General features: G+C 53.9%; 11 protein-coding genes. All 11 read left to right on the top strand.

The features are described from left to right. Positions 1–52 precede the first annotated feature (52 nt). The 11 genes from GPK90_RS06000 (at position 53) to pknB (ending at position 14,583) form a co-directional block, all read left to right on the top strand. Positions 53–1,723 carry a formate--tetrahydrofolate ligase gene (locus GPK90_RS06000; RefSeq protein WP_215702506.1) on the top strand — a complete coding sequence of 557 codons (1,671 nt, stop codon included), beginning with the start codon at positions 53–55 and terminating at the stop codon, positions 1,721–1,723. A gap of 69 nt (positions 1,724–1,792) precedes the next feature. Further along, on the top strand, positions 1,793–3,292 hold the full coding sequence (locus tag GPK90_RS06005) for a UDP-N-acetylmuramoyl-L-alanyl-D-glutamate--2,6-diaminopimelate ligase (RefSeq protein ID WP_486463663.1): 1,500 nt from the start codon (positions 1,793–1,795) through the stop codon (positions 3,290–3,292). Further along, positions 3,292–4,680, top strand: a complete 1,389-nt coding sequence (locus GPK90_RS06010) for a UDP-N-acetylmuramoyl-tripeptide--D-alanyl-D-alanine ligase (protein WP_215702508.1) — start codon at positions 3,292–3,294, stop codon at positions 4,678–4,680. The genes GPK90_RS06005 and GPK90_RS06010 overlap by 1 nt, the downstream gene beginning before the upstream one ends. A gap of 45 nt (positions 4,681–4,725) precedes the next feature. Further along, a complete protein-coding gene (priA, locus tag GPK90_RS06015; protein WP_215702509.1) occupies positions 4,726–6,945 on the top strand; it encodes a replication restart helicase PriA in 2,220 nt (739 codons plus the stop codon). Positions 6,946–7,020: 75 nt separating this feature from the next. Further along, complete coding sequence (def, locus tag GPK90_RS06020; protein ID WP_118298097.1) at positions 7,021–7,497, top strand: peptide deformylase; 477 nt, start codon at positions 7,021–7,023, stop codon at positions 7,495–7,497. 1 nt (position 7,498) lies between these two features. Next, on the top strand, positions 7,499–8,425 hold the full coding sequence (gene fmt / locus GPK90_RS06025; protein ID WP_118298098.1) for a methionyl-tRNA formyltransferase: 927 nt from the start codon (positions 7,499–7,501) through the stop codon (positions 8,423–8,425). A 96-nt stretch (positions 8,426–8,521) separates the two neighbouring features. Continuing rightward, positions 8,522–9,247, top strand: a complete 726-nt coding sequence (locus tag GPK90_RS06030) for a zinc metallopeptidase (protein ID WP_118298099.1) — start codon at positions 8,522–8,524, stop codon at positions 9,245–9,247. Then, a complete protein-coding gene (gene rsmB, locus GPK90_RS06035; RefSeq protein WP_346011212.1) occupies positions 9,237–10,565 on the top strand; it encodes a 16S rRNA (cytosine(967)-C(5))-methyltransferase RsmB in 1,329 nt (442 codons plus the stop codon). The genes GPK90_RS06030 and rsmB overlap by 11 nt, the downstream gene beginning before the upstream one ends. 63 nt (positions 10,566–10,628) lie before the next feature. Then, entirely contained in the window at positions 10,629–11,675 is a 1,047-nt protein-coding gene (gene rlmN, locus GPK90_RS06040; protein ID WP_118650133.1) for a dual-specificity RNA methyltransferase RlmN, read from the top strand. Continuing rightward, positions 11,672–12,412 carry a Stp1/IreP family PP2C-type Ser/Thr phosphatase gene (locus tag GPK90_RS06045; RefSeq protein WP_118298102.1) on the top strand — a complete coding sequence of 247 codons (741 nt, stop codon included), beginning with the start codon at positions 11,672–11,674 and terminating at the stop codon, positions 12,410–12,412. Before rlmN ends, GPK90_RS06045 begins: the two co-directional genes overlap by 4 nt. Further along, positions 12,409–14,583 carry a Stk1 family PASTA domain-containing Ser/Thr kinase gene (gene pknB, locus GPK90_RS06050; RefSeq protein WP_215702511.1) on the top strand — a complete coding sequence of 725 codons (2,175 nt, stop codon included), beginning with the start codon at positions 12,409–12,411 and terminating at the stop codon, positions 14,581–14,583. The genes GPK90_RS06045 and pknB overlap by 4 nt, the downstream gene beginning before the upstream one ends. Positions 14,584–14,628 lie beyond the last annotated feature (45 nt).

Below are 14,628 nucleotides of genomic sequence, written 5' to 3' on the forward strand. Positions count from 1 at the left end.
ACTGCGCAGGTCCACTGAAAAGTTATGCTACTACAAAAGGAGGATACCGATTATGAAGACCGATATCGAGATTGCACAGGAGACAAAGATGCTCCCGATCACTACCGTTGCATCCCAGTATGGAATCACTGAGGATGACCTGGAACTTTATGGAAAGTACAAGGCAAAGATCTCCAATGAGCTCTGGCAGGAGATCAAAGACAGACCGGACGGAAAACTCGTTCTGGTGACAGCGATCAACCCGACTCCGGCAGGAGAGGGAAAGACGACCACCAGTATCGGACTTGCCCAGGCGATGGCAAAATGCGGAAAGAAAGCAATGCTTGCCCTCCGTGAACCGTCCCTCGGACCGTGCTTTGGGATCAAAGGCGGAGCTGCCGGCGGCGGGTATGCCCAGGTTGTTCCGATGGAGGACTTAAACCTTCATTTTACCGGTGATTTCCATGCGATCACAACGGCAAACAACCTTCTGGCTGCTCTCCTGGACAACCACATCCAGCAGGGAAATGCACTTGGGATCGACCCGAGACAGATCCTCTGGAAGAGATGCCTGGACATGAATGACCGTGTGCTCAGAAATATCGTTGTCGGCCTCGGTGCAAAGGCGGACGGCTTTGTCCGTGAAGACCACTTTGTGATCACGGTTGCCTCCGAGATCATGGCGATCCTCTGTCTGGCGACGGATATGAAGGACTTAAAGGAACGTCTCGGAAAGATCATCGTAGCATATAATTTCGCGGGAGAACCGGTGACAGCGAAGGACCTCAACGCAGTCGGCTCCATGGCAGCGCTCTTAAAAGACGCTATCAAGCCGAATATGGTCCAGACCCTGGAGCACACAGGCGCCCTTGTACATGGCGGACCGTTCGCGAACATCGCCCACGGATGCAACAGCGTTATGGCAACAAGAACCGCATTAAAACTTGCTGACGTTGCGATCACGGAGGCAGGATTCGGCGCGGATCTCGGAGCTGAGAAGTTCTTCGATATCAAATGCCGCAAGGCCGGCATCCATCCGGACGCAGTCGTTCTCGTTGCGACCGTGCGCGCGTTAAAGTATAATGGCGGTGTTCCGAAGGACCAGCTCTCCGAGGAGAACCTTGACGCGTTAAAGAAGGGAATCGTAAACCTGGAGAAACATATCGAGAATATCCAGAAATACCACGTTCCGGTCGTAGTTACCTTGAACTCCTTCCTCACAGACACCGAGGCGGAGTACGAGTTTATCCGGAATTTCTGCGAGGAGAGAGGATGTGAGTTCGCTCTGTCCGAAGTATGGGCAAAAGGCGGCGACGGCGGTATCGAGCTCGCAAAGAAGGTATTAAATACTCTGGAGACAAAGAAGAGCGATTTCGCTCCGTTATATCCGGATGAGATGGGAATCTCCAACAAAATCGAGACGATCGCGAAGGAGATCTACGGAGCCGGAAGCGTAAGCTATTCCCCGGCGGCGAAGAAGGCAATCGCAAAGATCACAGAGATGGGATTCGGCGATCTTCCGGTCTGCATGGCGAAGACCCAGTATTCCTTATCTGACGACCAGAAGAAGCTGGGACGTCCGGAGGGATTTGATCTGACTGTGCGCGACGTCTATGTGTGCGCGGGTGCCGGCTTTGTGGTTGCGCTCACAGGTGCGATCATGACAATGCCGGGACTTCCGAAAAAACCGGCGGCGGACAATATCGACGTGGATGAGAACGGAAAGATCACAGGACTGTTCTAAATTATAAAAGTGAAAGAAAACTTGCAGGCGGGCGCTTTTTGTTCCCGCCTGTGCGGGTTATGGGAAAGGATGACGACAGTGGTAATTGGAGATTGGTTAAAACGCATGAAATATGTTCTGGTTTCCGGCAGTCTGGATCAGAACGTGGATGAAGTGATCTATGATTCAAGAAAGGCGAGACCGGATTCTGTGTTCGTGTGCATTCAGGGCAGCACCAGGGATTCCCATGAGTTTATCCCGGATGTGTTAAAGGCGGGCTGCAAGGTCCTCGTGATAGAAAAAGAAGTGGAAGTCCCGGCAGATGTGACGGTGATCCGGGTAGAAAACGGAAGACTTGCACTGGCGGAACTCTCCGCGGCGAGATTCGGCTATCCGGCGGAGAAGCTGATCACGATCGGGATCACCGGGACAAAGGGAAAGACCACGACGAGCTACATGATCAAGGCGGTCCTGGAAGCCGCCGGAAAGAAGACCGGGCTTATCGGAACGAACGGAGCTGTCATCGGGGATGAGAAATTCCCGACCTCCAATACGACTCCGGAATCCTATGTGGTGCAGGAGTATTTCCACAAGATGGTGGAGGCCGGCTGCGAGTGCTGCGTGATGGAGGTTTCCTCCCAGGCACTGATGCTGCACAGAGTCGGCGGGATCATGTTTGATTACGGCCTGTTCACAAATATTTCCCCGGACCATATCGGGCCGAAGGAGCATAAGAGCTTCGAGGAATATCTTTTCTATAAATCAAGACTTCTGACTGCTTGCAAAACAGGTGTCGTGAACCGTCTGACCGACCACTATGAGGAGATCACCCGTGATGCATCCTGCAGACTGGTGACATACGCGCTGGGCGGGAATGCAGATTTTACAGGTGATGACATTCACTATGCGTCAGACCATGATTTCGTGGGGATCGAATTCTCCGTCCACGGACCGCTCAACGACAGAGTCCGTGTGGGAATGCCGGGAAAATTCAATGCGGACAACGCTCTTGCGGCTCTCGCAGTGTGCTCTCTTGCGCTCTCCGGCGGAAGCGGAAACCTGGATGAAAAAACGCAGAAAGCAGTCCTTACTTCCCTTGAAAATGTCCGCGTGGACGGCCGCATGGAGATCGCCTATGTGTCAAAAACGTGCAGCGTGATCGTCGATTACGCGCACAATGCGGTCAGCATGGAAAGCCTGCTCTCGACACTCCGGGATTATCATCCGAAGCGTCTCGTCTGCGTCTTCGGCTGCGGCGGAAACCGTGCGAGGGACCGCAGATATTCCATGGGCGAGATCGGCGGAAAGATGGCGGATCTCTGCATCATCACAGCCGACAACCCGCGGTTTGAGAAGAATGAGGACATTATCAAAGATATCGAAGTTGGTCTTGCAAAGACGGACGGAAAGTATATCGTGATCCCGGACAGACGGGAAGCGATCTTTTACGCGATCCACAACGCTGAGGAAGGCGACATGATCGCGATCATCGGAAAAGGCCATGAAGACTACCAGGAGATCGAGGGAGTAAAGCACCATTTCCTTGACCGGGAAGTTGTGGAAGAGGCAGTAAAGGAGATTGGAAAGTAATGGAGAACGTAAGTGTTCAGGATATCGTTCGTGCCACCGGGGGCATGCTGCTCTCCGGAAACAGCGATGCCCTGTTAAATAAGATCCGTCTGGATTCCAGACAGGTGGAGGCGGGAGACCTCTTTGTGCCGATCATCGGTGAGAAGGTCGATGCGCACCGTTTTTTACCGCAGGTGGCTGAAAACGGCGCCGGCGCTGTCCTCACGAGTGAACAGAACGCGAAGACAGAGGAGATGGAAAAGACTTCCTGCGCATGGATCGCTGTGGATGACACGAAGAAAGCGCTCCAGGCAGTGGGACGTTATCTCAGAAAGCGCCTGACATTGCCAATCGTCGGCGTTACAGGAAGTGTCGGAAAGACTACGACGAGAGAGATGATCGCAGCGGCCCTCTCTGCCCGTTACCATGTATACAAGACTCCGGGAAACAGCAACAGCCAGGTCGGCGTCCCGATCACTGTGTCCGAGATCACAAAGGCGGATGAAGTCGGTGTCCTGGAGCTTGGAATGAGCGAGCCGGGCGAGCTCACCGTGATCGCGCAGATCGCAAAGCCGGATATCGCAGTGATCACAAATATCGGGATCACCCACATCGAGCAGCTTGGATCGCGCGAGAATATCTATAAAGAAAAGATGACGATCCAGGACGGACTTTCCGACGGCGGCGTTCTCGTCTTAAACGGCGATGACGATATGCTGCAGAAGACAAAAGGAAAGGACGGCGTGAAGACCGTCTACTACGGAACCGGTGAAAACTGTGATTACCGCGCGGTGGATCTCGTCCTCACGGACGGAAAAGCTGAATTTACGGCGCTCCACGGCGGAAAGACACAGAAGATCCGCCTGAATGTCATGGGCATGCACAATGTGATGAATGCCATGGCGGCCATCGCGGTCTGCTGTGAGCGCGGCATGACGATGGCGGAGGCAGCGGAGGGACTTTTGACGTTCCACGGCTTCAAACACCGCCAGCAGGTCTATGCGGACGGACGCTTCACGGTGATGGACGATTCCTATAATGCAAGCCCGGCATCCATGAAAGCGGCGCTCGATGTATTTAAGGGACTCACCGGAAAGCGCCACATCGCTGTCCTTGCGGATATGAAGGAGCTCGGAGAAAATTATCTGGCCTACCACAGGGAGGTCGGTGAATACGCGGCAAATTCCGGGGTGGATCTCGTTGTGACACTCGGAGAGGCGAGCAAGTGTCTTGCGGAAGGCGTCCGTGCGGTGAAGGAGATCCCGGTCGTGGAGTTTTTAGACCGCGACGAGATGGTGAAGTATCTGGAGCAGGAAGTAAAAGACGGAGACTGTATCCTCTTTAAAGGATCCAACTCCATGGGACTTTCCGCTGTCGCGGACAAATTTGCGGAACTGGAAGAGAAGTAACATAAAAACTGCTATAAAGCTTCTCAAAGAAAGGAGGGACCCGGATTGGAACAGTACGCGGACATTATCATTGATCTTTCTGTAAAAAATGTGGACCGGATCTTCCAGTACCGGATCCCGGCCCATCTGAGAGAAGCTGTAAAACCGGGGGTACAGGTAAATGTCCCGTTCGGAAAGGGTGACACGGTGCGGAAGGGCATCGTCGTCGGGCTCTCGACGGAGACGGACTACGACCCGGAAAAGATGAAAGAGCTCATGTCGGTGGAGGAAGGTGCGGTCCCGATCCGTACCCAGATGATCTGTCTGGCGTTCTGGATGAAGGACCGCTATGCGACCACGATGAACCAGGCGTTAAAGACGGTCCTCCCCGTGAAGGTGAAAGTGACGCCCAGGGAGGAGCGGGTGATCGTTTCCTTAAAACCCCGGGAGGAGATCGAGACGCTGCTCATAGAAGCGGAAAAGAAGAAATTCCGGGCAAGAGTCCGGCTTTACCGGGCGCTCCTGGAAAACGATGAACTGCCGTTAAAGCTCACATCGGAGAAACTCGGCGTCACATCCGCTACATTAAAACCGCTGGTGGAAAAAGAGATCGTCGAATTAAAAGCGGCGCCGAAGGAACCGGGACACCTGGGAAGCTTTTCATCCGCGCGGAATATTTCCCTGAATGAGGAACAGAGACGGGCAGCAGAGACTGTGATCCGGGACTATGATTCCGGACTGAGAAATACCTATCTGCTCTACGGGATCACGGGAAGCGGAAAGACGGAAGTCTATATGGAACTCATCGATCATGTCCTGCGGGAGGGCAGACAGGCGATCGTTCTGATCCCGGAGATCTCCCTGACTTACCAGACCGTGATGCGCTTTTACCGGAGATTCGGAAACCGGGTCGGGATCATGAATTCCAGGCTTTCGGCCGGTGAGCGCTATGAACAGTCGGAACGGGCGGCAAACGGGGAGATCGACATCATGATCGGTCCTCGTTCCGCTCTTTTTACACCGTTCCCGGATCTCGGCCTCATCATCATCGATGAGGAACATGAAGGCGCATATAAGAGTGAGACGGCGCCGAGGTACGATGCGAGAGAGGTGGCGCGCGTCCGGGCAGATATGAGCGGGGCGGTCCTTGTTCTCGGATCTGCGACTCCGTCCGTGGAGAGCTACTACCGGGCGGAACGGGGGGAGTACCGGCTTCTGACACTCACAAAGAGAGCGAAGGAGAACAGCCGCCTGGCGGGAGTCCACATCGTGGATCTCAGGGAAGAACTCGCAGAGGGAAACCGCTCGATCTTCAGCCAGAAGTTAAAGAAACTGATCGAAGACCGGCTGGAGAAAAAACAGCAGGTGATGCTGTTCATGAACCGGCGAGGATATGCGGGCTTTGTGTCCTGCCGTTCCTGCGGAAAAGCGATGAAATGCCCGCACTGTGACGTGAGTCTTACCTACCACAGAAATGGCCGGTTAAAGTGTCACTACTGCGGATTTGAACGCCCGCTCCCGGATCGATGCCCGTCCTGCGGATCCCCGTTTATCGCGCCGTTCGGGACCGGGACTCAGAAGCTGGAAGAGTTCACAAAGCGGGAGTTCCCGACTGCCCGCGTGCTTCGGATGGACGCGGACACGACTGCAAAAAAAGGGGCTCATGAGGAGATCCTCGCCACCTTCGCGGAGGGGGGCGCGGACATCCTGATCGGGACCCAGATGATCGTAAAGGGACACGATTTCGAAAATGTGACGCTTGTGGGTGTCATGGCGGCGGACCTCTCCCTCTATGCGCCTGATTTTAAGAGCGCGGAGCGGACCTTTGAACTCCTGACCCAGGCGTCTGGCCGTGCGGGCCGCGGGGATCTTTCGGGGGATGTGGTGATCCAGACCTACGCGCCTGACCACTATGCGGTCTCCTCGGCAGCCGAACAGGATTATCTGCAGTTCTACCGGCAGGAACTTCTCTACCGGAAGATGATGGGATATCCGCCGCTCGTGGGACTCCTGACGATCGGTCTTTCTTCAAAGAGGGAGGCAGATGTTGTCCGGGCGTCGGAGGACTTAAAACGCGTTATCCTGCGGGAATACGCTCTGGACGGGCTGAAAGTCATCGGCCCTGTGGAGGATTCCCCGTATAAACTTAATGATAATTACAGAAAAATTTTATATATGAAACATGAAAGTTATGATATACTATTAAAAATCAGAAATTCTGCCCGGAAACGGGAGACCATCCCGGATCTCTTCCGGAATGTGTTTGTGCAGTACGATCTGACGTGACATCATGTTTCGGCAAAAACAATGCGGGAGCCTTTCTGGCCCCGGTATCATAAATATGAGAGGAAATAAGATAAAATGGCAATCAGACAGATTAGAACCATCGGAGATGAGATCCTTACAAAACCGTGCAAACCGGTAAAAGAAATGAATGAGAGAACGATCGAACTCATTGAGGATATGTTTGAGACAATGTACGAGAGCAACGGCTGCGGTCTTGCGGCTCCGCAGGTAGGTGTTCGCAAGCGCATCGTGGTCATCGATGTGGATGACGGAAACCAGTATGTACTGATCAACCCGGAGATCCTTGAGACGAGCGGCAGCCAGACAGGACAGGAAGGTTGCTTAAGCGTTCCGGGAAAATGCGGACAGGTGACCCGCGCGGAGCATGTAAAGGCAAAAGCGCTCAATGAAAATATGGAGGAATACGAGATCGAGGCGGACGGACTTCTTGCCAGATGCATTCTCCATGAGTGCGACCACCTGGACGGAAAACTTTATGTGGACCTTGTAGAGGGCGAACTTCAGGACACAGTCGGAGAGGAAGAGGAATAATATGCGTATCGTATTTATGGGAACGCCGGACTTCGCAGTTCCGACGCTGACCGCTCTTGTGGAGGGCGGACATGAAGTGATCGCTGCGGTGACGCAGCCGGATAAACCGAAAGGACGCGGAAAATCCGTTCTTATGACGCCTGTAAAGGAAAAAGCGATCGAGTATCAGATTCCGGTATACCAGCCGGTGAAAGTGCGGGATCCGGAATTTGTGGATCTCTTAAAAGTGATGGCACCGGACGCGATCGTCGTTGTTGCCTTCGGACAGATCCTGCCGAAAGTGATCCTGGATCTGCCGAAATACGGCTGTGTGAATGTTCATGCGTCCCTGCTCCCGAAATACCGCGGAGCTGCCCCGATCCAGTGGGCAGTCATCGACGGCGAGAAGGAGAGCGGTGTGACCACGATGATGATGGATGTGGGACTCGACACCGGAGATATGCTCGAGCAGAAAGCGATCCCGCTCGATGAAAAAGAGACGGGCGGAAGCCTGTTTGACAAGCTCTCTGCCCTTGGCGGATCAATGATCTTATCGACGTTAAAAGGACTCGAGGACGGAACGATCACGAGAACTCCCCAGGGAGAATCGGAGACTTCCTATGCGAAGATGCTCACGAAAGAGATGGGACATATCGACTGGACAAAGGATGCGGCGTCCATCGAACGCCTTGTCCGCGGCTTGAATCCGTGGCCGAGTGCCTATACTTCCTACGCAGGAAAAACCATGAAGATCTGGGCAGCGGATGTGGCTGACCTTCCGGGCGAGAGGACTCCGGGAAAGATCCATGTGACAAAAAATCAGCTCTTTGTGGAGACCGGTGACGGCGTCCTTGATGTAAAAGAGCTTCAGCTTGAGGGAAAGAAGCGGATGGATACGGCTTCCTTCCTGCGCGGCTTCCAGATGGAAGACGGAAGTTTCTGCGAATAAGGCCTGTGGCAGGATCACACTGCAGCGCTCAGGCAGAAAAGTGACTGTGAAGTCAACACGGGAACGGCAGAAACGACATCGAAAGGAGAGATGTTTATGTACGGAATGTATGGTTACGGTTATGGATACGGGTTTGACCCGACGATCATCCTTGTACTGATCGGAGTTGCCCTCTCACTCTGGGCGCAGGGACGTGTGAATTCCACGTTCTCCAGATACTCGAGAGTCCGCAGCATGACCGGGATGACGGGTGCTGAGGCGGCGAGACGCCTTCTGAATGCCCAGGGAATCTATGATGTGACGGTCCAGCCGATCGCAGGAGAGCTGACGGACCACTATGATCCGCGGACGAAGACCGTAAATCTGTCCCAGTCCGTATACGGGGCAACTTCCGTCGCAGCGATCGGTGTCGCTGCCCACGAGTGCGGACACGCGATGCAGGACAATGAAGGATACGCTCCGCTGCGCTTCCGGAGTGCTCTGGTCCCGGCGGCAAACTTCGGCTCTAAACTTTCCTGGCCGCTGATCCTTTTAGGACTTGTGTTCGGCGGACTTGGCTCCCCGCTCGTTGAGATCGGGATCCTGATGTTCTCCCTTGCGGTGCTGTTCCAGCTCGTGACGCTTCCGGTGGAGTACAATGCGTCCGCCAGAGCAGTGAGACTCCTGGATTCCCAGGGGATCCTTGCGGGCGAGGAAGTAAGCGGAACGAGAAAAGTTCTGAATGCGGCAGCCCTCACTTACGTGGCAGCGGCGGCGACCTCGATCCTGCAGCTTCTTCGTCTCATTATTCTCTTTGGAGGAAGAAACAGACGTGACAACTAATACGACAAATATCCGGGAGGTCGTCCTTGACGTCCTCCTGGAAGTCCTTGAAAACCACAATTTAAGCCACCTCGTCTTAAAACAGGCGCTGGAAAAGTACCTGTTTCTGGAACGCCAGGACCGCGCATTTATCACAAGATGCGTGGAGGGAACGCTGGAATACAGGATCCAGATCGATGCGGTGATCGACCGCTTCTCAAAGGTAAAGACTGCGAAGATGAAACCGGTGATCCGCGAGATCCTCCGGATGTCGGTCTACCAGATCCTCTATATGGAACGTGTCCCGGATTCCGCTGTCTGCAATGAGGCGGTAAAGCTTGCAAAAAAGAGAAAATTCCAGGGACTTTCCGGCTTTGTAAACGGTGTGCTGAGGACCGTCTCAAGAGAAAAAGAAAATCTGTCCTGGAAGGATGCATCCATCCGGTATTCGATCCCGCAGTGGATGCTGTCCATGTGGGAGGAGATGTTTGGAAAAGAGACCGCGGAGACGATCGCGGCATCGTTCCTGGAGGAACGTCCGCTCACGGTGCGGTTTAACGAGAGTATTGCCCCTGCGGCGGAGACCGTCGAAGAACTGAGAGCCCAGAACATCACGGTGGATCTGTCAGATGTATTCCCTGGGATCGCTTCGATCCGCGGATTTGACTACTTAGACCGAGTCACCGCGTTCGCGGAGGGAAAGATCACGGTCCAGGATCCGAGCTCCTCTCTGGCAGCCCGGATGGCATCCATCAAGCCGGGAGACTTCGTCCTTGACGTGTGCAGCGCCCCCGGAGGAAAGGCCATGCACGCGGCAGATCTCCTGAGGGGGACTGGAATGGTGGAAGCGCGGGATGTGAGTGAGAGAAAGACGGACCTCATCGAGGAAAATATCATGCGCTGCGGATTTCCCAATATCCGGACAATGGTCTGGGATGCGACGTTCCTGGATCCGTCCATGATCGGACAGGCAGATGTTGTCCTCGCGGATCTTCCGTGCTCCGGGCTCGGGATCATCGGCAAAAAGCCGGATATCAAGGAGCGGATGACGAAAGATGAGATCGTGAAACTGGCTGGACTTCAGAGGGAGATCCTCTCTGTGGTGTCCCAGTATGTGAAACCGGGTGGAACGCTTGTTTACAGCACCTGCACGATCACAAAAGAAGAGAATGCAGAGAACGCGGACTGGATTGAAAAAAATCTGCCGTTTGAGAAAAAAGAGATCCGTGACCTTCTGCCAGAGGCGTTAAAAGCTTCCTGCGAGGAGAACAGGATCCAGCTTTTACCGGGAGTCCATCCGTGCGACGGATTCTTTATCTCGGCATTCAGAAGAAAATAACTGTGCAGATATACCGGACAGTTACAGAAAAAATAACAGAACTGCTGTTTTGGAGAGTGGAGAATGGAAAAGAAAGACCTGAAATCAATGACGTTGGAGGAGCTGACAGAGTTTGTGAAGGAACTCGGCGAAAAGCCGTTCCGTGCGAAACAGCTGTACCAGTGGATGCATGAAAAATTGGCCGCATCCCTGGACGAGTGCACAAACCTGCCGAAAGCGTTTAGGGAAAAACTCGCGGAGAACAGTACATATACGTCTTTACGGACCGTAAAAATGCTGGAATCCGGGATCGACGGGACGAGAAAATATCTGTTTGGTCTCGATGACGGAAACGTGATCGAGAGCGTCCTGATGAAATACCATCACGGAAATTCCGTATGCATCTCATCCCAGGTCGGCTGCCGCATGGGCTGCCGGTTCTGTGCGTCGACTCTGGACGGACTTACGAGAAACTTACGTCCTTCAGAGATGCTGGATCAGATCTACCGGATCCAGAGATCCACGGGAGAGCGCGTTTCCAATGTGGTGGTCATGGGAAGCGGAGAGCCGATGGACAATTATGACAACCTGGTCCGCTTCATCCGGCTCCTCTCCGACGAAAACGGCCTGAACATCAGCCAGAGAAACATCACGGTCTCCACCTGCGGGATCGTCCCGAAGATCTTAAAGCTCGCGGATGAAGGTCTTTCGATCACCCTGGCACTTTCTCTTCATGCGCCGGACGATGAGACGAGAAAGACCCTGATGCCGATCGCCAACAGCTACTCCCTGTCGGAGGTGCTTCCGGCATGTAAGGAATATTATAAAAAGACAGGAAGACGCCTGACCTTTGAGTACAGCCTGGTCCAGGGAGTCAACGACAACCTCGATGAGGCAAAGCGCCTGACAGCGCTCTTAAAGGATATGCAGGGTCATGTGAACCTGATCCCGGTCAACCCGATCAAGGAGCGTGACTTTAAACAGTCCAACCGGGACGCGATCGACGCGTTCAAAGGCTACCTTGAAAAACACGGGATCAACGTTACGATCCGCCGGGAGATGGGCCGCGACATCGGCGGCGCCTGCGGGCAGCTTAGAAAGAGTTACCTGAGTGAGGAGGGACTGTCATGATCTCTTACGCGAAGACAGATACCGGAATCGTGAGAAGATCCAATCAGGATTTCCTGTTTGCATCGGATCAGCCGGTGGGACCGCTCCCGAACCTGTTCATCGTTGCAGACGGAATGGGCGGACATAAAGCAGGGGATTTCGCATCCCGGTATGTCGTGGAACATATGAAAGAAAATATCGAAAATTCTGACGCTGTGAGTCCAGTGATGGTCCTGAGAAAAGCGCTTGAAAAGACGAATCTCGGCCTTTATGAGGAGTCCATGGAAGATCCGGAGCGGGAAGGAATGGGATCCACCCTGGTGGCGGCCACCATCGAGGACGATATGATGTATGTGGCAAACGTGGGGGACAGCAGACTCTACCTTCTGCGGGACAGCCTGGCCCAGATCACGCGGGATCACTCCCTTGTGGAGGAGATGGTCGCGAGAGGGAAGATGGAGCGGGATAGTGAATCCTACCGGAACCAGAAGAATATCATCACGCGTGCTGTAGGGATCGGAAAGCGTGTGGAGGCGGACTTCTTCGAGGTGCCGCTTCTCGAAAGCGACTGCGTTCTGCTCTGCTCCGACGGACTGACAAACATGGTGGATGACGCAGAGATCAGCCGCGTCTTAAAGACGACGGATACACTGAAAGAGAAGACGGACGCCCTGATCGATGAGGCAAACCGGAACGGAGGAAAGGACAACATTGCGATCGTCCTTGTAGAACCTCAGATAAGTGAGGTGAATGTATGATTCTATATCCTGGAACGATGCTCCAGGATCGGTATGAGATCCTGGAAAAGATCGGATCTGGCGGAATGTCAGATGTGTATAAGGCAAAATGCCATAAGCTGAACCGCCTTGTCGCGATCAAGGTTCTGAAATCGGAGTTTACTTCCGACGCCACTTTTGTCAGCAAATTTAAGATGGAAGCCCAGGCGGCAGCCGGACTTTCCCACCCGAATATTGTCAATATCTACGACGTTGTGGATGAAGGAGACATCCACTTCATCGTTATGGAGCTCGTAGAGGGAATTACTTTAAAGAGCTATATCACGAAAAAAGGTCATCTTGAAGTGAAAGAAGCGATCGGGATCGCGATCCAGGTTGCCTCCGGGATCGAGGCTGCCCACGAGCAGCATATCATCCACCGGGACATCAAACCGCAAAATATGCTGATTTCCATGGACGGCAAGGTGAAGGTCGCGGATTTCGGGATCGCGAGAGCCGTCTCCTCCCAGACCATGAATGCGGCAACGGTAGTGGGATCCGTCCACTACATTTCCCCGGAGCAGGCGCGGGGCGGATACAGCGATGAGCGGAGTGATCTGTATTCTCTCGGTATCACGATGTTCGAGATGGTCACCGGTCATGTCCCGTTTGCGGGAGACAACACCGTGACAGTTGCGCTGGCACATCTGGAAGATCCGATGCCGGATCCGAGAACACTGAATCCGGAGGTTTCCCCGAGTCTTGCCCGCATCATCTTAAAATGTACGGAAAAGAGACCGGAACGCCGCTATCCGAGCGCGGCAGCCGTGATCAGCGACCTGAGAAGAGCGCTCTTAAACGACGATGATCCGAATGTCGGTGTGATCGAGGAGGAAGACCACAGCTCCGATACGATCGTGATCAGCCCGAATGAGCTGAATATGATCAAGACCAGGAGTGGAGAGCGGATCCGGGAGTCAAAGCCGGTGAAGGAGATCCGTGAGCGCAGGGAACGGCGTGATCTGGAAAAACGTTATGAGCAGCCGGAGGGCGCAAAGAAAGACCAGAAAAAGAGCAAAGAGAACGACGAAGCGACCGGGCTGGAAAAGATCCTGACCGGCCTGGGTGTTGCGGCAGCCGTGATCATCGTGGCGGTCGTGATCGTATTTATCCTGAAACTCGGCGGCCTCTTCAGGAGCAGCACGCCGGAAGATCCGACGGAGCAGGTCTCCCAGGAGGCGACCACGGAGGAGGCAAAGACCACAGCGGTATCGGAGACAACGATCAGCCAGAAAGAGGTCTACATGCCGAATCTTGTGGGACATTCACAGGATGAAGCTGAGAAGATTCTGCAGGGACTCGACCTTTCCATGCAGGTGGAGCAGGAAAATTCCGACGGTGTGGAAAAAGGCATGGTCATTTCCCAGAAAGAGGAACCGGATACCGTGATCCCGCGCTTTTCCAAGGTGACTGTCGTCATCAGCGCCGGATCTGACAAGGTGGATCTCGCGGAACTCGGACTTTCCGGAATGACTCTTGAGACGGCAGTGCGCCTCTTAGAGGGAAAGAACCTGAAAGCAGATGTGCAGGAAGAATCCAGCGAGGATGTCCCGTCCGGAACCATCATCCGCTATGAGCCGGAGGACAAAGTGGCACTCGGAAGTACTGTGACTCTGTATGTGAGCACGGGGCCGGAGGAAGAATTTGTCTCTGTTCCGAATCTCTACGGAAAGACAGACGCGGAGGCATCCGCACTTCTTTCTGCGGCAGGACTCGTTGCGGGCGAGATCTCAAAAGAGTACGACAGTACGATCTCGGCCGGTCATGTCATCAGCCAGGGCGTTGAGGCAGGAACCCAGGTCGCACCCGGAGAGACCGTGGATTATACCGTGAGTCTCGGGCCGGAAGCACCGAAAAAACAGTTTATCGCCTCCCTGGATGCAAGTTATCCTCTTCAGGTCTCCTACGGACCGGGGGCAGCGTCCTCCGAGATCCAGATCCTGATCCGTTTAAAACAGACGGTAAACGGAAAAGTGACCTACACGAAACTTGCAGAGCCGAAGTCCTACAGCGCGGACACGACCTTAAATATCAAGCTTGACAAGATCCGCGGCGCAGACGGCGTGCAGACCGGTGAAGTGGAGATCGTGGATCTCACGAACAATGTCGTTCTGACCTCGTACAACGTAACCTTTACGGAAGTTGACAGCTGATAAAAGGCGGCAGAGAGCGGATACGAAACCTGACTGCGGAGCATA

The organism is Clostridium sp. MCC344, from assembly GCF_018785365.1.
Lineage (GTDB): Bacteria > Bacillota > Clostridia > Lachnospirales > Lachnospiraceae > Pilosibacter.

Coding starts and splice junctions, on each gene's coding strand:
- GPK90_RS06000 (WP_215702506.1), top strand. CDS start 53: ATGAAGACCGATATCGAGATTGCACAGGAGACAAAGATGCTCCCGATC.
- GPK90_RS06005 (WP_486463663.1), top strand. CDS start 1,793: ATGACGACAGTGGTAATTGGAGATTGGTTAAAACGCATGAAATATGTT.
- GPK90_RS06010 (WP_215702508.1), top strand. CDS start 3,292: ATGGAGAACGTAAGTGTTCAGGATATCGTTCGTGCCACCGGGGGCATG.
- def (WP_118298097.1), top strand. CDS start 7,021: ATGGCAATCAGACAGATTAGAACCATCGGAGATGAGATCCTTACAAAA.
- fmt (WP_118298098.1), top strand. CDS start 7,499: ATGCGTATCGTATTTATGGGAACGCCGGACTTCGCAGTTCCGACGCTG.
- GPK90_RS06030 (WP_118298099.1), top strand. CDS start 8,522: ATGTACGGAATGTATGGTTACGGTTATGGATACGGGTTTGACCCGACG.
- rlmN (WP_118650133.1), top strand. CDS start 10,629: ATGGAAAAGAAAGACCTGAAATCAATGACGTTGGAGGAGCTGACAGAG.
- GPK90_RS06045 (WP_118298102.1), top strand. CDS start 11,672: ATGATCTCTTACGCGAAGACAGATACCGGAATCGTGAGAAGATCCAAT.
- pknB (WP_215702511.1), top strand. CDS start 12,409: ATGATTCTATATCCTGGAACGATGCTCCAGGATCGGTATGAGATCCTG.